The following is a 20,960-nucleotide window of genomic DNA, read 5'->3' as shown; positions in this document are numbered from 1 at the left end:
CGTGGTCAATATCCGCCGAAGCCTTCCGGCATAAGCACCCCTGCTCTGACAATCCGGACTAGATGGCCCAGTGCGCCAACCTCGCGCTGTGCCTTCCAGGCAGCGCCGATGCTCCATGCCGCTTCCTTCCCCTCCACAGCCAGAAGCCTCAATCGACCGGGAAGCAATGCTTCGGAACTGGCTGGTACGATGGCGCAGCCCAGCCCTGCTGAAACCAGTGCGAGGACTGTCTGTATGTCATCGGCTTCCTGCACCACCTTCGGATCAAAAGCGGCGGAGCGACACCAGGTTCGAACTTGGGCGGCGAGCCCAGGTCCCCGTGCCTCCCGCAGCGCAATGAAGTCCTGTGCTGTGAGCCACCCCAACAATCTCGCTCCCGAAGGGATGTCCAGATGCTGCGGAACTGCGATCGCAAGACGGTCGGATGCCAGCGGACACGACGTTAGGTCCGGTGGTGCGGGCATACGAATGAAACCGAGATCGAGTTCGTCCCGTCTAAGTCTGTTGACCTGCTCATGCGAAGAGTAGTCATTCATTGATACGGACACGCCGGGATGCGCGGCACGGAAGCGAGCGACGAGCCATGGCGCGACCGCGATCGTCGACAGCCCGAAACCAATATTCAAATGGCCGATCTGACCATCGACGGCACCACGCGCATCGTGCAGCAAGGCATCCGCATCCCGGACAAGCCGCCGAACCTGAGGAAGTAGAAGGGTCCCGAGCGGAGTCAGACGCACCGGCTGCCTGTCACGATCGAAAAGTTGACCACCAATTTGCTCCTCGAGCGCTCGGATCCGTTTCGTCAGCCCAGGCTGGGTAATGTGCAGTCGCTCGGCGGCATGGCCAAAATGACCCTGATCCGCAACCGCCAGAAATGCGCGTAGTCGTTCGACGTCCATTCCAATCAGCTATCACAGGCAGCCATATGTTTCATTGGAGTTTTGCAGCGCGAAGCTGGCATCGGTGTCTCAGGAGGACCCTATGACCAGAAATCTTTGCGTTGCGACTGTCCAGTTCCAGCACCAGGCGGGAAACAAGGACCATAATCTTTCTCGCATCGAACATTTTGCCCGACAGGCGGCGGCCTCGGGTGCCCAACTCGTCTGCATGCCGGAGATGTGCATTTCCGGCTATTGGCATGTGCCTTTCCTCGACGAAGCAGGACTGCATGCAATCGCGGAGCCGGTGGACGGCCCGAGTGTCCTGCGTGTGGCCTCACTCGCACGACATCTCGATCTCGCAATTGGCGTCGGCTGGCTCGAACTCGGCGAAGACGGGCGTCTCTACAATGCCTATCGGGTGTGCTTCCCGGATGGCAGCGGCCATACGCACCGCAAGCTCCACGCCTTCGAGCATCCGCTGATCGCGTCCGGCGAGCGCTACACGGTTTTCGACACCCCTTGGGGCGTGAAGCTGGGCATTCTGATCTGTTGGGACAACAATCTCGTCGAGAACGCACGCGCTTGTGCCTTGCTCGGAACCGAAGTCCTGCTGGCACCGCACCAGACAGGAGGAACCAACTCACTCAGCCCGCGAGGCATGAAACCCATCCCCGTCGAATATTGGGAGGAGCGCCATCTCGAACCCGAACGATGCAAGCAGGCATTCGCGGGCCCAAGCGGCCGAGCCTGGCTTATGCGATGGCTCCCTTCGCGTGCGCATGACAACGGGCTTTTCATCGTTTTCAGCAATGGCATAGGCCGCGACCAGGACGAGGTTCGCACGGGACACGCGATGGTCCTCGACCCCTATGGAGACATTGTCGAGGAGTCAGCTTCGCTGGACGACGACATGGTCGTGGCCCAACTTGACCTGAGCCTCATTGCTACGAGCAGCGGGCGGCGATGGATGCGCGGACGCCGACCAGAGCTCTATGCGAGACTGACCGAACGGGACGGAACCGAGTTGTCGCCCCATGCGACCCGGTTCGGGGGCAACGGCCGCGCCAGGGTATCGGCATGCTCAAGCGAGTAGAAGCGCGAATTGGCCGGGCAGATCGCATCCGCCCGGCCTAGATCTCTCTCAGGCAAAAAGCGGCCTGAGATCTGCGTTCCGAAGAGCTGTCGCGCCAGAAACCACTCAACAGCGGACACCGTTACCGAATGAACGAACGGCCGCTATCGGGACTTGCGACAGTCAGGCCGAAAGGCAGCAACTAGGGCGCATTTCTGCCCGGCGGCTTCCGCCAGCAGCAGCTAGTCGGCTCTTGGGCCGGTTGCAGACCGGCAGGTTTGGGACCGGCAGCTGGCTAAAGCGGCCGTTGCGCGTTCACCCTTTCAGGACCGAAGCCGCTGGACCGAGATATCCAGCAGCCCCGTCCAAATCCCCCGATAGCCGGTCGGATCTTTCACTGATCGGGCCAACCGTTCCGGACCGACTCAGGCCTTCGCCTTAACGGGCAGCCGAAACGGTGCGCCAAGGCGATTGAAAGCATTCATCGCTGCAATTGCGATGGTGAGATCCACTAGATCCTTCGGTTCAAATGCTGCCGATGCGGCCGCATAGGCTTCGTCCGAAGCATGGGTTTCGCTTACGAGTGTAACCTCCTCGGCCCAGGCCAGTGCAGCACGATATTGCTCAGGGAAAAGATGCGGCACTTCCGCCCAGACCGGGACCAAGGCGACCTTGTCGACCGACATCGTCTTCAGCAGGTCGCGCGTGTGGAGGTCTATGCAATGCGCGCAGCCATTGATTTGTGACACCCGTAGGAACACGAGATGTATCAGCTCCTCCGGTAGGTTGGTGCCGGTTGTGATGTAGTGGTGGATACCGAAGAGAGCCTTAGCGCCCTGTGGCGCGACCTCGTGCCAGATCAACCTTTTCGTCTCGCTCATGATCATGTCCTTAGCCTGTGGCGCCACTCAGCGGCGCTCCCGCAATTGACGAAACAGGATGGACCAGTGTGACATCTCCGGCGAAATTTTTCCGTGCGGGGCGGAGTGCATGTCACTACCGGGCACGCTGCTTCGTCTTGTGGGCATGATTATGAAGGAGACATTGGTGCCGACGGGCATCAGCGGAAATGCCGCCGATCGACGGAAGGAGCGACGTGAACAGCGCACCTCCATATTCGAGGCCGAACGCAGCCGCTTGAACCGGCTCGCTTACCGAATGCTCGGCTCGCTCAGCGATGCCGAGGATGTCATCCAAGATGCCTGGCTGCGATGGGATGCGGTCGAAGATGATATCGGCTTCCCTGCGACCTATTTGACCCGGATCGTTACCCGCTTGTGCCTTGACCGCAAGAAATCGGCGCACGCAAAGCGTGAAACCTACATCGGGCCGTGGCTGCCCGATCCGCTGATCGACTTCATCTGGCAGGACGAGACATTCGCCGACGACATCACTTTCACGCTTATGCTGGCGATGGAGCGCCTGTCACCTCTTGAGCGGGCGGCATTCCTTCTTCACGACGTGTTCGACGTTTCCCTGCCCGAGGTAGCCGTGACCTTGGAACGAGAGCCTGCCGCCGTGCGTCAGCTCGCGTCACGAGCCCGCAAACATGTTCAGGCGGCTCGGCCGAGATTCATTATCAAGGCAGCCGAGGCGGACAGGCTTGCACGCGCCTTCTTCACCGCCGCGCGGGATGGAGACACGGCCCGACTTTCGGAAATCCTGGCGCAGGACGTCCAGATCCATACCGATGGCGGTGGCAAGGTGCTCGCCTTCCGGAATGTCGTACGAGGCATGGAGTTTGCACTTCGTGTTTTCGCCGCGGTGCGTCGCAAGAATGCGCCACCGCCAACGCTGGTTCGCACCGTGATAATCGATGGTTTGCCCGGCTACATCAGTGCCGATCAGGGTCGCGCATTGCAAACAACGGCGCTCGAGATGCAGGACGGTAAGATCGTTGCGATTTACATAGTCAAAAATCCCGACAAACTTGCTCATATTTGGCCCTCAATCTCGGAGGACGACCGTTGACAGACGGGTCTAACTGGTCCCATTTTTTGCCGGTATGGACAACGCCGAGCTGAATGAACGCTCGGCAGCTTTCGCGGACCTACCGCTTCAAACGGAATGACCGGGATTGGGGCGCATTTTTGCCCGGCGGCTTCCGCCAGCAGCAGCTAGTCGGCTCTTGGGCCGCTTCCCGCCTATCCCCTATTGAGCAATCGCGCAGGGAAAGCCGACCTTCGTTCATCTCTCTGCTTAAGCCGCAAGATTCACAACCGGTCGTTCGCAAGCGCCCCTAGCCGCACTTTCGAACAGGCTGAGAATGTCGCTCAAACTTTAAATGCTTGAGGGAAGGCACGACGCGCGGCTGACACGCTTGACCAAAAGTAATGTTCCATGTTTGTTCTATTCGCTGCATCCAGCGAGCAGATTCAGGGATAGGTCATGCCGGCGTCCGCCCAACCGACATTATCCGATATGCTTGACAGCTGCGACGCCGGCATGGGATGCGCGACTCTTCTTCGATTCCGCGACCGATCCGTCCGTGCTGGCATGCGACATTGTCGGCGACGATCCCGAGGGGTTCGACCTTGCGAGAGTGGGCTGCTTCTCCGCAGTGCTACGGGGCGACGACCCCGTCGAGCATGTGCTGCTGAGCGATGGTCTGCATCGTCTTCGACTGGATGTGCGGGGTGGGACGGTTACGCATGCCCCGGTTTGCTTTCGCTTTGTCTTCGACGGACTGCGCAAGATCGACGCTCCGCTGCTGACATTGCAGCGTTTGGTCGCCGTCGGTCGGCGGGGCGTCTTGCCGCTTGGGCTGTTCGCCGCCGAGCGCCGGGCGGAACGTTGGATCGCCGCATTGCGGGCCCTCGACGCCCGAGAGGCCGGTGCCAGCCAGCGCGATGTGGCCGAGACCCTGTTTGGGGCAGACCGGGTGCGCGCGGACTGGGCGGGATCGTCCGACTATCTGCGTTCGCAGGTCAGACGCATGCTTGCCTTCGGAACGCGGATGCGCAGCGGTGGCTGGCGCGCCTTGCTTGCAGGCACCGGGTAAGTGATGCCGGTGGGCGGGCGTGCCGGCACCGCCGGCACGCCCGCCGATCAGACCTGGACCGCGGTGAGCGTCGTGGTCTCGGGTTTTGCCAGACCGCCCGCCTTGTAGCCGGCGATGAGCTCCTGCTTGCGGGCGCGCAGCTGGTCGCCGAGCGCGTCCATATCGAGCCCGGCCTTGCGCGCCTGGGCGAACATGCCCTCCATGCGCTGCTCTTCTTCGCCGATATGGTGCTCGATCTGCTCGGAAAGCACCGAGACCTTGGCGTCGTAGAACTCGTCGGACGGCGCGCCCGCCTCGATCTCGGCGATCAGCACCTTGGCGCCGTCATGCTCGACATAGGCTTCCTTGAGCAGGTCCTCGTCGATCTTGCCTTCGCAGGCCGGATAGAAGATCTCTTCCTCGATCTGCGCATGGACGGTCAGCTCGAGGCAGATCTGCAGCGCGATCTTCTGCTTTTTGCCGTCGCCGGTTGCCTTCTCGAATTGCTCGAACAGATCTTCCACCGTGCGGTGGTCGGCCTTGAGAAGGGCGATCGCGTCCTGTTTGGTATCGGCCATGGGAATGCTCCTTTCGGACACAACAAGAGGCGGAGATACTCGTTCCGCTTCCGTGCCCATTGCGAGTCGTTCGCAGGCTTGGCGTCAGGACCAAAGCGCGCGTCGATAGGCTTCGAAGCAGCGCGCGCCGCATTTGAGCCGGATCAGGGCGCCTTCGGCCATAGCCGTGGCACGCGCCGGATCCTCCTCGACCGCCGGACGGATCGCTTCCTTGTTCCATTCGATGCTGTGCTTGATGTCGAGCACGGCATGGACCGAGAAATAGCGGCGCTCCTTGCCCGACAGGCCGATCCGGCCCAGGCCATCGGCGACCATCGCCGAGCGACCCGGCGCGGTCAGTTCGATCACGCCGAGCGCACCCACCGAGTGCCAGGCGTAGCGCCGGTTCGTCGCCATCGCGGTCATCGCGTTGGCGAGCGCGAGGCTTTCCCAGACCGTGCGCTCGATCGACGGCGACACCTGCAGCGTCTCGACGAGCGCGTCGAGCATAGGGCCGTGCATGCCCTTGGCGGTGCCGTGGCCCATCTCGTCCCAATAGTTGCGCGCGAGTTCTAGCTTGGGGCGCGTCGGCAGCTTGACCTGCGTCATCGCGACGAGGTCGTCGAACCCCGCCTCGCCGGCGGCTTCCTGTTCGAAGAACCAGCGCAGCTGGTCGCGGTCGGCCGTTTTGGCCAGCCAGGGGAAAAGCGGATCATTTTGGCCCGAGCCGGTGGCCTTGAGGGCCTCGAACCAGGCGATGAAGCCGTCAGCATCGGTCGGGGCGGACGCCGCCTCGTCCGTCACCTCGGCGCGCAGCTCCTCGAGAAACGCGCCTTCGAGGCGTTGCATGCGGATGTCGCGCTCGAAGGTCTTCTGCCAGTCGAGGCTCGGGAAACCGGGTTCGAGGCGTTCGCGGTTCCAATGCGCGAGGCCGCGCTGGAAGCTGTCGGTGAGGAATTGCGATCGTCGTTCGGTTTCGAATTCAGCGGCTCTGGTCGCCATGGGATATGCTCTCCTGTTGCGCGCCAGAACCAAGCAAGAGGATGGCATGTTCCCGCTTCGCCGCCAAACATAACCCAGGTTATCGAACTAGTTGCGGGAACTCGGCGGTCCGGCGCGCCGCGCGGAACGATCGCTTCGCGATGCGTTGTGTTGGGTAAGGAGCATTGCCATGACACGTCCGAACGAACCCGATGCCGACCTTCGCCCCAAGGCCGGCAAGCGCCCCGTCCTCGCCAGACCCGTGGATCCCGGGGCAGGGGCCAAGATCGGCACTGGCGGCGGCTATTCGTGCCAGGAATATGAATGCGCGGGCCAGACGGAATGGCGTGCCGAACAACAACGCCGTGCGCTACCCGCCGACGGCGCCGTGCACGGCAGCGGCGCAGGCACGGGCGGCGGCAATCCCGGCGAGGATTACGATCCCGACAGTCAGAACGGCTCGGGCTATCCGCGCACCGGCGCCGAAGGCGAAGCGCAAATCGAGGCTGCCGAGGATCAACCCTAACCTGCTTAGTGTACCCTTATCCGATTGAGACCCAAGACTCTCCCGGCACGCGCGATGTGGCGCGAGCGGCGAGGGAGAGACGGATGAGCACCTTGATCCTGTTCGGCATCGGCATCGTGGCCGGCCTGATCGCGGCCTTTCGGCGCGGTCCCGGCAGGCGGTTCGTCTTCCTGCATGTCCTGGTCGGGATAGTCGGCGCGATGGTAGGCGGCGTGCTCGTCGCGCGCTTGCTCGGCGACAAGGCCTATCACCCCGATCATTTCGATGCCGGGGCCAGCGCGTGGGCTGCGGGCGGCGCGTTGCTGTTCCTCGCCCTTGCCAAGCTGATCGGCGCCGCACTGGCGCGCCGGGCCGGCTAGGGGCGCGACAGGAACGGCGCGTCGGCAAGGCCGTCGAAGAGGAACTGGACCGCCAGCGCCGCGAGCAGGATGCCCGAGACGCGGCCGATCACGTCGGCGCCGGTGCGTCCGAGCTTGGCGACCAGCCATTCCGAAGCGCGCATCGCGGCGTAGGTGAGCGCCAGGCACAAGCCGAGCATCGCGAGCACGCCTGTGCTTTCGAGCGTCGTGCCGGTGCGCCCCATCAGCAGGACGACTGCCGAGAGCGCGCCCGGGCCGGCGATCAACGGAAAGGCGAGCGGGAATACCGCGATGTCGCCCGGGCGGCGCGCATCGCGCTTCTCGGGCTCGCTGATCGAGGAGAGGCCTGGACTCGAAAACACCAGGGTGAGGGCCTGGAGAAGCAGCAGGATGCCCCCGGCCACACGGAATGCCGGCATCGAGATATGGAGGAGCGACAGCAGCAACTGTCCGGCGACGGCGAACAGCAGCAGCACCAGCCCGGCAATGCCGATGGAGCGCGCCGCCAGTTTCAGCCGGTCCGGGCGATGCACCTCGGCGGTCAGGGAAGCGAAGATGGCGGCGGTCTCTACGGGTCCGATCGTGACGAACAGCGTCACGAAGGCGGAAAGGATGGACGGCGCGACATGCATAATCGGGCTCCACGACTCCTTGTGCAAAATCGCGCAGTTAGGTTCGCTTCGCGGGTACGCAAGGTCCTGGAATAAAGAGGAAAAGACGGTTGCGGGTCCGTGCGAATTTTTTGCGCGCGCGATCTTGAAGCCCGTTCTGCCATTCCTAATTCTGCCCTCGCCGGTGCGCGATGGCGGCCGGCTCTGAGGGCGCTGGCTCTCTCCGGCGTGCCTTGTGACCAAGTTGCTCTATGGAGGATTTGCACATGAGGACCAATTTCGACTTCTCGCCTTATCGCCGCTCCACCGTCGGGTTCGACCGGTTGTTCGACCTGCTCGAATCGAGCGCGCGCGCCGACACTGGCGACGGCTTCCCGCCCTTCGATATCGAGGCGATGGGCGAGGACAGCTACCAGATCACGCTTGCGGTGGCCGGTTTCCGCCCGGACGAGATCGAGATCGTCGCGCAGAACAACCAGCTGACGGTCAGTGGCCGCAAGGGCGAGGACGGCGACAGCGGCCGCTATCTGCACCGCGGCATCGCGACGCGCGCGTTCGAGCGGCGATTCCAGCTCGCCGACTTCGTCGAGGTGCGCAGCGCCGATTTCGACAATGGCCTTTTGCGGATTTCGCTGAAGCGCGAAATCCCCGAGGCGATGAAGCCGCGCCGCATCGCCATCGGTTCGGCGGCGCCGGCGAACGACCGGCTCGAAGGTCCGCGTTCCGAGCAGGATGCAGCCTGAGCATGGTGGCCCGCCGCCTGTGCGGCGGGCCTTTCCCGGGCTAGCCCGCCTTGCTGACGGTAGCGGCAACGAGCGCGATCCGGTCGACGTTGCGGTACGCCGGGCGCTCCAGTTCCTCGCCGAAGACGTCGGGATCGAGCTCGCGGTAGCGCAGCGTACATTCCCCCGTTTCCGCTGCTCGAATCAGCGCCGAGCGCAGGGCATCCTCGCCGGCGACGATCGCGCTGCCGGTATAGAGGATCAGCCGCCCGCCCGGCGCCAGCCGGGCGATCGCGGCCTGCGCCATGCCGAGCGCGACTTCTGCTCCGTGCATGCCGCCGCCATCGCGGTAGCGCCGCTTGTCGTCGTCGATGATGTAGGGCGGATTGGCGAGCGCCAGATCGATCGGGCGCCCGACGCCGCAGAGATCGTCGCTCTGGACCCCATGCAGCGCGACGTCCGCGGCGCGCGCGTTGATCGCCGCCAGCCTGAGGGCCTGGGGATTGACGTCCGTGCCGGTGGCGGCGCCCAGTCCCGACAGCTTGGCAGCAACGATGGCGCCCACGCCGGCGCCCGTGCCGATGTCGACGATATGGCCGTGCTCAGGCACCGGCTCGGCGGCCAGCTCGGCTTCGATCAGCGCCGCGAACCGGTAGCTGTCGGGCCCGAAGAACACCGCGTCGCGTCCATCGGTCGGATAGGCGGAATGCAGATACAGCGCGTCCCGCAGCGACGACGCGCGCAAATGGCTGCGGAGCAGGCCGCGGCTCACCGGCTCGACCATGCAGGCGAGCTCGAGCAGGCCGAGCAGCTCTGGCTCGAGCGTATCGCGGGCGAAGGGCAGGCTCCAGCCGAAGATATCGGTGAGCGAGCATGCCCGGTCGCGCCCTGGCCGAGCCACCACGCGAGCGTGCGAGGCCGGGGTAGGGGTGACGAAACGATAGCCGCGCTCGCGCAAGCTATCGACCAGCTGGAGCAGCGCCACGTCCTCGCGGCCGAAGACGAAGCGCTTGCCCAGGCCGCCAGAGGTCTCGCGCCGCATCCGTTCAAGCGTGCTAATCGGCTCTCTCCTCACGGCTCGCGGCGGCTTCGCCGGGCACCCTGCGCTCAAGGTCGAAGCGGTCGCCTGCGCTCAGCACGTGCAGACGCACATCGTGCATCGACAGCGTACGCTCGGGCCGGGCCTCGGCGATATTGGAATGGGTGACGCTGGAGCCGTCGACGATATAGACCGCACCGGCGCCGATCGCGCCGAAGCAGCAGCCTTCTACGACGATCGCGGTGTCCTCGTCGATACCGATGCCGAGCACGCGCGGGTTCTGCGCGACCGCGCCGAGCAGCCGGCCGATCCGGCCGCGTTCGGCGAAATGCTGGTCGATGATGACGTCGGGGACGAGGCCGAGGCCGGGGGCCATGTGCAGGTCGCCGACCCGGTGCGATTCCGAGCTCGTCCCTTTGACCAGCATCGTCTCGCTCATCACCGCGGCGCCCGCCGAGGTTCCGGCGATCAGTCCGCCGCGTTCGTGCAGCTCGCGGACCATCCGCTCGATCGGCGTGTCGCCGATCTGGCTCGATATCCGCAATTGGTCGCCGCCGGTGAAGAAGACGCCGGCGGCACCCTCCAACAACTCGGCGAACCGCGCCTCCCGCGTCTCCCCGCGCTCATGGACATACAGCTCGACTAGGTCGGTGACGCCAAGGGCGCCAAAGGCTTCCTTATAGGCGTCAAAATACCCTTCGGGCTCGTGGCTCGCGACCGTAGCGATGACGAGCTTGCCGTCGCGCACGCGGTCCGCGACTTCCTTTAGGATGACGCGGTCGTGCTTCTTGTCCTCGTGCCCCCCGATGATAATGATGGGCCCTGCTTGATCAGTCATGGTCGAGGACGTCCTTGAGTTCGGAGGAATGGAGCGCGGCCCGCGGCTCGGGCAGCCAGCTCGCATGCAGCGCGAGCGCGAAATGCTCGCTGTTATGGGCCACGCCGAAACGGCCCGCCCGATCGATCACGATCGCCCCGGCTTCGCCGCCGACACGCGCAAGCCTGGCGATCGCGGCCTCGGCCGCGGGCGTCGCCTCCATGGTCTCCAGCGCCTGCATCACGCGGGCGGCGAGCATGGTCCGCAGGATGCTCTCGCCGTCGCCCGAAAAGGCGACGCCGCCGAGCTGGTCGTCCGCGTAGAGGCCGGCGCCCGGGATCGGCGCGTCGCCGATCCGTCCGGGATGTTGGCCGGTCAGCCCGCCGGTCGAAGCGGCCGCAGCGATATGCCCGGCGGCATCGATCGCAACGCAGCCGACCGTGTCGTGTTCGGGGCTGCCGGCAGCGGCTGGGGGAGCCGCCAGCGCCTCGGGCTCGCAAAGCGCGATGCCATGGTCGCGTGCGAAACGCTCGGCGCCTTCGCCGACGAGCAGCACCGGCAAGGCGTCCAGCATCTTGGCCGCGGCGCCGATCGGATTGCGGATCCTGCGCACCGCGGCGACGGCGCCGATCGCGAGCATGGTCCCGTCCATGATCGCCGCATCCATCTCGATCTCGCCATCGGCGTTGGGCACCGAGCTGATCCCGGCGTTGAAGGTGTCGTCGTCCTCGAGATGGCGTACCGCCGCTTCGGCCGCTGCCACGGCGCTGCCGCCACCACCCAGGATTTCCGCGCCGATCCGCGCGGCGGCGAAGCAGCCGGCGCGGTTGGCCTCCGCCTTCTCCGGCGCGATCGACTTCGCCCCGCCATGCACGATGAGGGCCCAGCACCCATTCGCATCATGCATGCGCGGCGGCCTTGGGCTCGGCGGCTTCCGCCGCCGGCTCGAAATCGAGGACGAGGCGCCAGACGCGCTCGACCGCGGTCGGCATCAGCACGACCAGGTCTCCGGGCGCCGCCATCCGCAGGCATGCCTCGGCCGCCCGATGTTCGTCGACGATGCGGCGGATGCGCTCGGGCGCGAGGCCCGAGCCAAGGGCTGCGTCGGACATCAACGAGGTCACCTCGCCTTCCTGCCGCCCGCGTCCGTCGGGCGCTTCGCGGAAGACAATCTCGTCGAAGATCGCGCCGGCGAGGCGGCCCATCTCGGCGATATCGGCGTCGCGCCGGTCGCCGGGGATGCTGACCATGCCGATCACTCGCCCGAAGCGCTCGCGCATCTTGCCGATGACCTGGCCGAGCGCGGTGAGGCTGGCCGGATTATGGGCATAGTCGACGATGACGCGGAAGCCGTTACTGTCGTCGATGTTGAGCCGCCCGGGGCTTTCTTCGAAGGACGAGGTGAAGCCTGCCAGCGCGCGCCGCACCGTCTCGACCGGCACGCCGTGCGCGAGCGTCATCGCGGCGGCAGCGAGCGCGTTCTCGATGTTGAACTCGGCGATCCCGCCGATGGTCGCCGGAATTTCCGCGGCGGGCATCACGGCGATACGCTCGCCATCCCGGTGCAGGACGATCGTGCCGCCATAGGACCCGGTCTCGCGTACCACCGCCATGCCGCCGGCCTGGACGTGATCGCGCAGCCGGGCCGGCATCAGCGTGTCGCCGAACATCGAGAACCAGACAGGCGTGCCGCGCGCGCGCCGGGCGATCCTTTCGCACATCGGATCGTCGGCATTGAGGATCGAATGGCCGCGCCGGGCGACGCTCTCGACGACCACCGACTTGACGTCGGCGAGGTCCTCGAGCGTGTTGATGCCCTTGATCCCGAGATGGTCGGGGGTGACGTTCAGCACCGCGCCGACATCGCAGCGGTCGAACCCCAAGCCTTCGCGCAGGATGCCGCCCCTGGCGGTCTCGAGGATCGCGGCGTCGACCTTGGGATGGCGCAGAATGGCGCGCGCGCTCTTGGGGCCGCTCGCATCGGCCTCCTGGGTCAGGCGGCCGTCGATATAGATGCCACTGGTCGTGCTCATGCCGGTGGTGAGGCCGTGCTCGCACAGTATGCGCGACACCATGCGGACCGTGGTCGACTTGCCGTTGGTGCCGGTGATCGCGAAGATCGGGATGCGGCTGCGCGAGGGCCGCGGAAACAGCGCGTCGATCACCGGTCCCGCCACATCGCGCGGGGTGCCGCTCGACGGTTCGAGATGCATGCGGAAGCCCGGGGCTGCATTGACCTCGACGATTCCGCCGCCGGTCTCGGCGATCGGGCGGGCGATGTCGCTTGTCAGGAAGTCGATGCCGCACACGTCGAGGCCGACAACCGCCGCCACCTGCTCGGCAATCGCGACCGTGTCGGGATGGATGGCGTCGGTGCGGTCCACCGCGGTTCCGCCGGTCGAGAGATTGGCGGTCTCGCGCAGCACCACTTCCTCGCCCGCCATCGGGACGCTTTTGAGCGTCCTGCCGCTCTTCGCGAGCAATGCCTCCATCGCCGCGTCAGGGACGATCCGGGTGAGGACATTCTCATGCCCCACGCCGCGGCGCGGATCGGCGTTCACATCGGCGATCAGCTGCTCAATGCGGTGCAGGCCGTCGCCAATCACGCGGGCGGGCACGCGCTCGGCGACCGCGACGACCTTGCCGCCGACGACGAGGATGCGATGGTCGTTGCCCGCCACCTGTTGCTCGACGATCACCCGCCGCGAATGCGCGGCAGCGCGGTCGAAAGCCGAGCGGACGGCGTCTTCAGAATGAAGATCGGAGCTGACGCCGCGGCCGTGATTGCCGTCGAGCGGCTTGACCACGATCGGATAGCCGAACCGCGCCGCTTCTTCCGCGGCAGCGTCGGCGGTGCGCACCACCGTGCCGCGCGGCACCGGCAGGCCGGCCTCGCTCAGGAGGCGCTTGGTCAGGCTCTTGTCGGCGGCGATCTCCACCGCGATGTGCGCGGTCGCGCCGGTGATGCTGGCGCGCAGGCGCCGTTGGCGGCTGCCATAGCCGAGCTGGACGAGACTAAAGTCATCGAGGCGTAGCACCGGGATGCCGCGCGCGCGGGCCGCCTCCACAAGGGCGCGCGTGGTGGGGCCGAGCGCGGTCTTGCGCAGCAGTGCCTCCAGCGCCGCGATCATCGCGGGCACGTCGCGGACGTCCTCGATTGCCGGCGCGTCCAGCATGCGCAGGCCGGCGATCGTGTCGAGCCCTTCGGGCAACAGCGCGGCGATGAGCCGGATCGCGAACGCGCCGGCGGCGAGCGCGGTGGCTTCGTCGCGATATTCGTAGAGGATGTTGTAGACGCCGGGCCGGTCCTTGACCGAGCGGGTTTTGCCGCGCGTGACCGCACTGCCGGCCAGCGTCTGCAGCTCGAGCGCGACATGCTCGATGATATGCCCGAGCCAGGTGCCGTCATGGAGGCGGCGCAGAAATCCGCCGGGCTCGCGGTAGCTGCAGCCATGGTTGGCAAGGCCCGGCAGGAGTTCGGTCAGCTGTTCCGCGAAACAAGGCAGCCGGTCGCTCGGCCAGCTTTCGAGCTCGCCCAGGTCGATCTGGATGCGCACCATCGGCCGCACGGAATAGAGGTGCGGGCCGCGATAGACGCTCCGCTCCAGCACCCTCATCCCGCGCGCGCCGGCTTGTCGCGTACGGGTCGCACCCGTGCGCCGCTCTAACGCCGTCATAACTGCCCCGTGGTATCGGCCCGGACTGGGGCCGTCAGATCATGCCGAAACAAAAAGGCGGGCAGGGCAGTTCCGCCAAAACACCGCAACCTTAACCCTTGTTATCAAGAAAGAATCGCCGCGCCTGTGGGGCGGGCCGGCCTGCAGCAACCGGCCGGATCGCCCTAGGCGTCGGCGCCCATGTAGCGGGCATATTCCTCAGCATAGCGCTGGGCGATGCGCGCCTGGTCGTCCGCACCGGCGGACTCGGCCAGTTCGGTGAACCAGGTGCCTTCCTCGGAATAGATATGGTGGGCAACCGCGCCCTCGATATGCCCGAGCTTGTCGAGATAGTCCTGGCTCATCGGGTCAAGCCGCTCGAGCAGGCCCATTTCCATCTTGGCGGCCGACTGCTCCTGATAGGCGAGCTCGGCATGGCCGACCTGCTTGTTGGCGGCGAGCGCCGGATAGATCGCGGCTTCTTCCGCGATAGAATGTCCGGTGAGAAGAATGCCGAGCTTCTTCTGCTCGGATCGGCGGGATGCCGCGTCGGTCGCGGCCTTGACCACAGCGAACTGCGCCTCGATCCCGCGATGATGGTCGAGGATCTGCGATAGCCAGTCGCCAGGCCTCGCCGCTGCCTGTGCCTTGGCTCGCGCCTTGGCGCGCGCCGCGTCGCTCTCGGGCGGCGTGATCGCTGCTATCGCCTTGTCCAGTATCGACATTTTCACTCTCCAGCCTGGTTTCGTGGCGCCTGAACCCGTCGGGCAGTCCGGTGTTCCGCAAGGTGCTGGGCGACCTCGATATTTGCTTGCCGCTGCCCTGGCCTCACTCCTGGCCCATGGCCTTGACGCCGACCTCACCCGAAAGACGGTCGAGCGCGCCTGCAGCGCGGCGTTACGCCGCTTCTCGCCCTCGAGGAGCACCAGCGCGAGCGACAGCGCGGCCCCCGACAGGAGGAGGGCAAGCACCTGCAGCGCGCCGCCGGCGAAGATCCAAAGGCCCGAGGCCGCCATCAGCAGCAATTGCACCGCCGGCCCCTTGATGCGCGGCGTCGCGCGCCGCGCCGGTCGTGAAATTCCTGTTCAAACCGCAAATGCTTGCATGGGGGATGGGCGACCGGCGCCGCCCCTAATGTAGGCTGCGCTCCTGCCCGGGGGCTGACCAGGACTGCGCCGCGAGCACCGGCCCGGTAGCCGTACCCATTGCGCGCCGCTCATATTCGGCTGCCATTGCCAGATGCGTGACCGCTGCCGCCTTGTCGGTGTGACCTCGGCGCGCGCGCGTTCGGTCTGTGCGCGCCACGCATAATAAAGCCTGTCCCTGTCGCTTTCCATCGCTAGCCTTACCGTAGCCCCAGCTCGGGATCGGGTCGAACCTAGCGGCTCCGTGATCGGCGATCCTTATACTGGATTACGATTGATCATGGATTGTCGCGCGGGCGCACCTTGCGGCCGCCCTTCGGTCGCTGCCGGTATCGGATTCAGGCGCCATCGTACGAGCGGGCAGGCGACACGCCCGGCTCGACGGCATGCCGCCTCTCCGTCAGCGCGGCTCGCTCTCCAGATAAAGATATTGCGGGTTGAACTCGGCGATCGCGTGAAGCCGCGCCAGATCCAGGATGCGGACGCGCCCGCGCTGCATGTCGACCGCGCCTTCCTCGCGCAGCAGCTTGAGCGTGCGGTTGACGTGCACGGGCGTCAGTCCCACGCACTCGGCGAGGTCGACCTGCGTCAGCGGCAACCGGAACTCGAGTCCGTGCGTCAGGCCGACCAGGCCGAGGCGGACATGCATTTCGGCGAGGAGATGGGCGATCCGCGCGATCGCCGAGCGCCTGCCCAGCGAGAGTTCCCATTCACGGTGCACCGCGGCATCCATGTTCGTCGTGAACCAGTAAAGCCGGGTCAGATGCGGATGCTCGTGCGATAGCGCCAGCAACCGCTCGTGCGGCACGACCGCGATCTTGCATGCCGAGAGCGCCATGAGGTTGTGGTCGAGCCGCTTGAGCGTGAAACTGTGCAGATCGACGAAATCGCCGGCGACGTGCAGTTCGCTGATCTGGCGCTGCCCGTCGCTCAGGTCCTTGTAGCGACACATCAGGCCCTCGAGGAGCAGGGTCGAGGTGGTGAGGCGCTGGCCCGCACGGATGAAGGTCGTCTTGGCCGGTATCTCGCGCACTTCCGAGACGAGCGCGCGCAAGACCTGCTCTTCCTCGGCCGAAACCTCGTCGCGCGCCCGGAGCTTGGCGAGATGCTTCTCGATCATGGTTCGTCCCCATCCGGTATCCGCAGCTCGATCGCTTCTCTGAACGGGACCGAAAGGAGGACGGTTCCTTCGCGGTCGCAAATGTCGAGACGGCCGTTGAGATCGACCAGGCCCGATTCGAGCTCCTCGCCGAGCAGCGACCGGATCCCGGCCAGGGCGACTTTTCGTGCCGCCGCGAGATCGGTCAGCTCCTGGCCTTCCCGGTCCTTGGTCAGTCCGGTACCGTTATACACGTGGAAGAAATACCGCCGCATCGGATCTACCTGTTGGTCGGAGGATGAAGGTTTCGACGCCGGCATCGAGTGCACACCTACAGCTTGATGAGAAGCCAACTGTCTGAAGTAGCCGCAGGTTGCGTAAGACGCCCCGGACTTAATGTCGGTTATGAAGAATTGCCGGCAAGCGGGTCGGGGGCGGGGGCCGGCGCGTGCGCCCCCCCAGATTCGCGCTGCGGGCGCCGTGCCGCCCGTAGCGCGACCTCATGCCGGGCCGAGCTCGGCGGCTTCGCGCAGGGCCGAGAGCATCTCGTCGTAGCGGTGCGCCATTTGCTGCGAAACTGGATGCCGTGCCCTGGCCGCCGACCGGAATGGCGCCGCGCTGAACCCCGGCACGGCCGGGACCGGGCATCACCCCGAGCCCGTGCGCCGTGCGAGCAGCTCGTCGACCGACATCGGCGGATTCGGCATCAGCGTCGCCAGTACCAGCCTTCCGTTCGAGCGCATCGCGGATCGCGCAGATCTCCTTGTCGGTCAGATGCTCGATGCCGATGCATTCCGGACGCGCCTTGTTGACCGCGCGGAGCAGCTCGTCGAGCTTTGCCTGGATCGCCGACCCGTCGCGGTTCTGACTGTTCTGGATCAGGAACACCGCCAGGAAGGTGAGGACTGTGGTCGCGGTGTTGATCACCAGCTGCCAAGTGTCGGAATAATGAAAAACCGGGCCGCTCACCGCCCAGACGATACAGGACAAGGTGGCAAAGATGAACGCCATCGGATGCCCCATTACGGCGGCGCTGCGCGACGCGAGCGCGGTAAAGAAGCGGTTCAATGGCGATCATATTCTCGCTTGATCCCCGGCGAACGTTTCGCAGCCTTTATGGTGCCGCCGTGCAAGGGGCGCGCCCGGATAAGCTCAGTCCCTGCCGCGCAGCGCTATTGCCGCGCGCGGGCGCCACCGCCAGATCGCGCAGGCGCCCGCGATCGCGGCGGTCGATAGCAGCGCGGCGGTGAGCCTTGGGCGCATCGCGACCTGCGTGTAGGGGCTGGCCTTGAGCCCCACCTCATGGGGAGAGCGTTCTTCCCCGTCCGGGCCTGGCTCGAACAGGTTGCTCCCTTCCCGCTTCGGGATGGCGCGGTTCTGCAGGAAGGGGATCACCAGCGGTGCGAGGCGCTCGAACAGGGCCGGGAAGTGCTCGGCGAACAGCACCTGGGCACGGCCGGCGCCGCCGACCGTGATCTCGCGGCGCGGCCGTTCCGCGCAGCGCAGGATCGCCTCCGCCACGAGTTTCGGGTCGTAGGGCGGCGGTGGGATCATCGCCGCGCCGTCGAGATGGTTCGCGGCGTGCAGTCCGATCGGCGTCGCTATGCCGGAGGGCTTGATGAGCGAGACGGAAACGGGCGAGGCCGCCGCCTTCAGCTCGATACGCAGCGATTCCACGAACGCCCGCACCGCATGTTTCGATGCGGCATAGGCGCCCATGATCGGCGTGCTCATATCCGCCGCGATCGACGCGACGGTGATGAGGTTTCCGCCTGCTGCGCCGAAGTGTTCGAGCGCGACATGCGACCCGTTGACCACGCCGAAATAATTGGTGCGGAACAGGCGCTGGTGCTCGTCGCCCGGGGTGGCGGCCAGCGTCGCGTAGATTGCTACCCCGGCATTGTTGACCCAGGTATCGATGCGGCCGAACCGCGCCACGCCTTTCGCGGCCGCTTCGCTGAGGGCGGCCCGATCTCCGACGTCGGCAACCGCGAAGCAGGCCGCTCCGCCGTCTGCTTCGATGCCGCGCACGATCTCGGCAAGCGCAGCTTCGTTGCGCGACACCAGGATCACACCTGCGCCGCGCGCCGCGGCAAGCCGAGCGGTGACGAGCCCGATCCCCGAGCTCGCCCCGGTGATCAGGATCACCTGGTCGCCGATCGGGCGACATGCGCCGCTCAACTGCGCGGCCGGGACGCGGCGGTGGCGACGGAGACGAAGGGGTGCGCAGCGCGCCGCACCCCGGTCTCCGCTTTGTCGATTGGGGAGCCGCGCCGCTTCACTCTGCTGCGAGCGCCACGCCGGGCTTGAGCACGACCTTCGTCACTTCATTCTGGTTGTCGTGGAATATCTTGTACCCTTCGGGCGCCTGCTCGAGCGGCAGGGTGTGGCTGATCAGGAAGGTCGTATCGATCTTCCCCTCCATGATCGCGTTGAGCAGCGCCGGCATGTAATGCTGGACGTGCGTCTGGCCGGTCTTGAGCGTCAGGCCCTTTTCCATGAAGGCGCCCAAGGGGAACTTGTCGACGAAGCCGCCATAGACCGCCGGCATCGAGACGCGCCCGCCCTTGCGGCAGGCATGGATCGCCTGGCGGATCGAGTGGATGCGGTCGGTGCCGAGGAAGGTCGACTTCTTGATCTGGTCGATGACGTTGTCGACGAAGAAGCCGTGCGCTTCGAGCCCGACCGAGTCGATCACCGCGTCGGGACCGATCCCGCCGGTCATCAGCATCAGCGCCTCATAGGTCGCGGTTTCCTCGAAATTGATCGTCTCGGCGCCGAAGCGCTTGGCGAGCTCAAGCCGGTGCGGGAAATGGTCGATCGCGATGACGCGCTCGGCGCCCATCAGGAAGGCCGACTGGACCGCGAACAGCCCGACCGGGCCGCAGCCCCAGACCGCCACCGTGTCGCCCGGCTCGATCCCGGCATTCTCCGCCGCCATCCAGCCGGTGGGCAGGATGTCCGACAAGAACAGCACCTTCTCGTCCTCGATCCCGTCGGGAATGACGATCGGGCCGACGTCGGAGAATGGCACACGGACATATTCTGCCTGACCACCGGCATAGCCGCCGGTCAGATGGCTGTAGCCGAATAGCCCGCTCATCGGCGTGCCGTACATCTCCTGGCCGATATCCTGGTTGTCGGCGGGCAAGCCGTTGTCGCAGGCGGAATATTGGTGCTTGCCGCAATGATAGCAGCTGCCGCAGGCGATGGTGAAGGGCACGACGACGCGCTGGCCCTTCTGGAGCGTCGACTTGGCGCCGACCTCGACGACTTCGCCCATGAACTCATGGCCGAGGATGTCGCCGGCCTGCATCGTCGGGATATAACCGTCATAGAGATGGAGGTCCGAGCCGCAGATCGCGGTCGAGGTGATCTTGATGATCGCGTCGCGCGGATTGAGGATCTCGGGATCGTCGACCGTGTCGACGCGCACGTCGTGCTTGCCGTGCCAGGTGAGCGCGCGCATCAGCGTGCTCCCTTTTCAAAGAAATTTCCGCGCATCAGTTCTTTTCCTCTTCGAGCTGCGCGCGGGTGCGCGAGCTGGTGGCGATCTCGCCGGTTTCCATGAGCTGCTTGAAGCGCCGGAGATCACGCCGCGCCTGGATGGCGGGCTCGCGCTGGAACATCTTGGCGATCACCTTGCCGATAACGCCGGCGGGCGGATCGTAGAGGATGGTCGCGGCGACGACCGTGCCGCGGGCGCCGGCGTCGCGGAACTCGATGCGCCCGCTATTGGGCACTTCGGCGCCTTCGTCCGAGGACCAGGCGATCAGCGCGTCCTCGATCTCCTCGGTGACGGTCGCATCCCATTCGACGGTCTTGCCGCCGGGCGCCTTGACCACCCAGTGCGAGCGGGTCGGCGACAGGATTTCGATGCGCTCGACATTGTCCATGAAAGTCGCGAGGTTCGCGAAGTCGCGCCAATAAGCGAAAAGCTCCTTGCGCGGACGATTGATCGTGACGGCCCGCCCGATCAGCGTGTCGCCGCGTGGCTCAACGAGCTGGTCGGAAGCGATGTCGACTGCGGCGGAGGCGTGCTTGGACGTTGCCAGCGGCGCGTCGTCGGCTCGGGCTGGCTCCAGGATCTCGGACATGAACGGCTCTCCTATGGGTCCGTCTCAAACCCGGCCCGACCGCCGCCGTTCCCGACGGGCGCAACATAGAGTAAGATTTCGTCTTTATTATCAGCAGTTAATTGGCGGCGGGCGCCGCGGCAGGCTTAGCGGAGCTGGCTGTCCTTGCTCCCGCGACGATTGAACGCCGAGAAAGCGGGCTTGCGGTCGCGCGTCGACTGGCATTGCACGCAGGTCCGCGCGCTCGGAAGCGCCTTGCGGCGCGCCTCCGGAATCTCCTCGCCGCATTCCACGCAATGCGTTTCGCCTTCGCCCGAGGCCATGCGGGCGCGCGCGAACTGGACCGCGTCCGCGACCGTGTCGTCGATCTGGTCCTGCACCGCGCCGTCACGCGTCCAACCTCCGGCCATGTCCGCCACCTTCCCGAATTTTATCT

The 20,960-nt window shown here is 65.7% G+C and carries 23 protein-coding genes; 6 read left to right on the top strand and 17 right to left on the bottom strand.

Features of this window, described 5'->3' with window-relative positions:
- Positions 1-5 precede the first annotated feature (5 nt).
- Entirely contained in the window at positions 6-902 is an 897-nt protein-coding gene (locus O3305_RS07240) for a LysR family transcriptional regulator (protein WP_269575798.1), read from the bottom strand.
- Between the two features lie 82 nt (positions 903-984).
- Between O3305_RS07240 and O3305_RS07235 the strand changes: the two genes are divergently transcribed.
- Positions 985-1,977, top strand: a complete 993-nt coding sequence (locus O3305_RS07235) for a nitrilase family protein (RefSeq protein ID WP_269575797.1) — start codon at positions 985-987, stop codon at positions 1,975-1,977.
- Positions 1,978-2,381: 404 nt separating this feature from the next.
- Here the strand turns inward: O3305_RS07235 and O3305_RS07230 are convergent, their stop codons facing one another.
- Positions 2,382-2,837 carry a carboxymuconolactone decarboxylase family protein gene (locus O3305_RS07230; protein ID WP_269575796.1) on the bottom strand — a complete coding sequence of 152 codons (456 nt, stop codon included), beginning with the start codon at positions 2,835-2,837 and terminating at the stop codon, positions 2,382-2,384.
- A gap of 58 nt (positions 2,838-2,895) precedes the next feature.
- Here O3305_RS07230 and O3305_RS07225 point away from each other — a divergent pair, with 58 nt between their 5' ends.
- Together O3305_RS07225 and O3305_RS07220 are read left to right on the top strand one after the other, a co-directional pair.
- A complete protein-coding gene (locus O3305_RS07225) occupies positions 2,896-3,927 on the top strand; it encodes a sigma-70 family RNA polymerase sigma factor (protein ID WP_353739226.1) in 1,032 nt (343 codons plus the stop codon).
- A gap of 454 nt (positions 3,928-4,381) precedes the next feature.
- Complete coding sequence (locus tag O3305_RS07220; protein WP_269575795.1) at positions 4,382-4,957, top strand: DUF2285 domain-containing protein; 576 nt, start codon at positions 4,382-4,384, stop codon at positions 4,955-4,957.
- Positions 4,958-5,004: 47 nt separating this feature from the next.
- Here the strand turns inward: O3305_RS07220 and O3305_RS07215 are convergent, their stop codons facing one another.
- Both O3305_RS07215 and O3305_RS07210 read right to left on the bottom strand, forming a co-directional pair.
- Positions 5,005-5,514, bottom strand: coding sequence for a hemerythrin domain-containing protein (locus O3305_RS07215; RefSeq protein WP_269575794.1), 510 nt, complete (start codon positions 5,512-5,514; stop codon positions 5,005-5,007).
- An 84-nt stretch (positions 5,515-5,598) separates the two neighbouring features.
- Entirely contained in the window at positions 5,599-6,495 is an 897-nt protein-coding gene (locus O3305_RS07210; RefSeq protein ID WP_269575793.1) for an iron-containing redox enzyme family protein, read from the bottom strand.
- Positions 6,496-6,664: 169 nt separating this feature from the next.
- Here O3305_RS07210 and O3305_RS07205 point away from each other — a divergent pair, with 169 nt between their 5' ends.
- A complete protein-coding gene (locus tag O3305_RS07205) occupies positions 6,665-7,000 on the top strand; it encodes a hypothetical protein (protein WP_269575792.1) in 336 nt (111 codons plus the stop codon).
- 83 nt (positions 7,001-7,083) lie between these two features.
- A complete protein-coding gene (locus O3305_RS07200; RefSeq protein WP_269575791.1) occupies positions 7,084-7,359 on the top strand; it encodes a hypothetical protein in 276 nt (91 codons plus the stop codon).
- On the opposite strand, the gene O3305_RS07195 is transcribed toward O3305_RS07200, so the two are convergent.
- Positions 7,356-7,991, bottom strand: a complete 636-nt coding sequence (locus O3305_RS07195) for a MarC family protein (RefSeq protein WP_269575790.1) — start codon at positions 7,989-7,991, stop codon at positions 7,356-7,358. The two genes, O3305_RS07200 and O3305_RS07195, sit on opposite strands and share 4 nt — an antisense overlap.
- Positions 7,992-8,236: 245 nt before the next feature.
- Between O3305_RS07195 and O3305_RS07190 the strand changes: the two genes are divergently transcribed.
- Positions 8,237-8,713: an Hsp20 family protein gene (locus O3305_RS07190; protein ID WP_269575789.1), complete on the top strand. Its 477-nt coding sequence runs from the start codon at positions 8,237-8,239 to the stop codon at positions 8,711-8,713.
- Between the two features lie 40 nt (positions 8,714-8,753).
- Here the strand turns inward: O3305_RS07190 and O3305_RS07185 are convergent, their stop codons facing one another.
- From O3305_RS07185 to O3305_RS07130, 12 genes are all read right to left on the bottom strand, one after another.
- Positions 8,754-9,734 (bottom strand): methyltransferase, encoded by a 981-nt coding sequence (locus O3305_RS07185; protein WP_269575788.1) that lies wholly within the window; start codon positions 9,732-9,734, stop codon positions 8,754-8,756.
- Between the two features lie 13 nt (positions 9,735-9,747).
- A complete protein-coding gene (locus tag O3305_RS07180; protein WP_269575787.1) occupies positions 9,748-10,569 on the bottom strand; it encodes a cyanophycinase in 822 nt (273 codons plus the stop codon).
- Entirely contained in the window at positions 10,562-11,455 is an 894-nt protein-coding gene (locus O3305_RS07175) for an isoaspartyl peptidase/L-asparaginase (RefSeq protein ID WP_269575786.1), read from the bottom strand. Before O3305_RS07175 ends, O3305_RS07180 begins: the two co-directional genes overlap by 8 nt.
- Positions 11,448-14,165 (bottom strand): cyanophycin synthetase, encoded by a 2,718-nt coding sequence (gene cphA / locus O3305_RS07170; RefSeq protein WP_269575785.1) that lies wholly within the window; start codon positions 14,163-14,165, stop codon positions 11,448-11,450. The genes O3305_RS07175 and cphA overlap by 8 nt, the downstream gene beginning before the upstream one ends.
- Before the next feature lie 224 nt (positions 14,166-14,389).
- Positions 14,390-14,929 carry a hemerythrin domain-containing protein gene (locus tag O3305_RS07165; RefSeq protein WP_269575784.1) on the bottom strand — a complete coding sequence of 180 codons (540 nt, stop codon included), beginning with the start codon at positions 14,927-14,929 and terminating at the stop codon, positions 14,390-14,392.
- 820 nt (positions 14,930-15,749) lie between these two features.
- A complete protein-coding gene (locus tag O3305_RS07160) occupies positions 15,750-16,469 on the bottom strand; it encodes a Crp/Fnr family transcriptional regulator (RefSeq protein WP_269575783.1) in 720 nt (239 codons plus the stop codon).
- Positions 16,466-16,723 (bottom strand): DUF6894 family protein, encoded by a 258-nt coding sequence (locus O3305_RS07155; RefSeq protein ID WP_269575782.1) that lies wholly within the window; start codon positions 16,721-16,723, stop codon positions 16,466-16,468. Before O3305_RS07155 ends, O3305_RS07160 begins: the two co-directional genes overlap by 4 nt.
- Before the next feature lie 118 nt (positions 16,724-16,841).
- Complete coding sequence (locus O3305_RS23195; RefSeq protein WP_502958189.1) at positions 16,842-17,516, bottom strand: low affinity iron permease family protein; 675 nt, start codon at positions 17,514-17,516, stop codon at positions 16,842-16,844.
- Between the two features lie 84 nt (positions 17,517-17,600).
- Complete coding sequence (locus tag O3305_RS07145) at positions 17,601-18,596, bottom strand: SDR family oxidoreductase (RefSeq protein WP_269575781.1); 996 nt, start codon at positions 18,594-18,596, stop codon at positions 17,601-17,603.
- Between the two features lie 130 nt (positions 18,597-18,726).
- Positions 18,727-19,917 (bottom strand): zinc-dependent alcohol dehydrogenase, encoded by a 1,191-nt coding sequence (locus tag O3305_RS07140; RefSeq protein WP_269575780.1) that lies wholly within the window; start codon positions 19,915-19,917, stop codon positions 18,727-18,729.
- A gap of 34 nt (positions 19,918-19,951) precedes the next feature.
- Positions 19,952-20,545, bottom strand: coding sequence for an SRPBCC family protein (locus tag O3305_RS07135; RefSeq protein ID WP_269575779.1), 594 nt, complete (start codon positions 20,543-20,545; stop codon positions 19,952-19,954).
- A gap of 125 nt (positions 20,546-20,670) precedes the next feature.
- On the bottom strand, positions 20,671-20,934 hold the full coding sequence (locus tag O3305_RS07130; RefSeq protein ID WP_269575778.1) for a DksA/TraR family C4-type zinc finger protein: 264 nt from the start codon (positions 20,932-20,934) through the stop codon (positions 20,671-20,673).
- Between the last annotated feature and the right edge of the window lie 26 nt (positions 20,935-20,960).

This window comes from Sphingomonas sp. NIBR02145 (genome assembly GCF_027359115.1).
GTDB classification, from domain to species: domain Bacteria; phylum Pseudomonadota; class Alphaproteobacteria; order Sphingomonadales; family Sphingomonadaceae; genus Sphingomonas; species Sphingomonas kyeonggiensis_A.
This window is presented reverse-complemented; position numbering and strand designations above follow the sequence as displayed.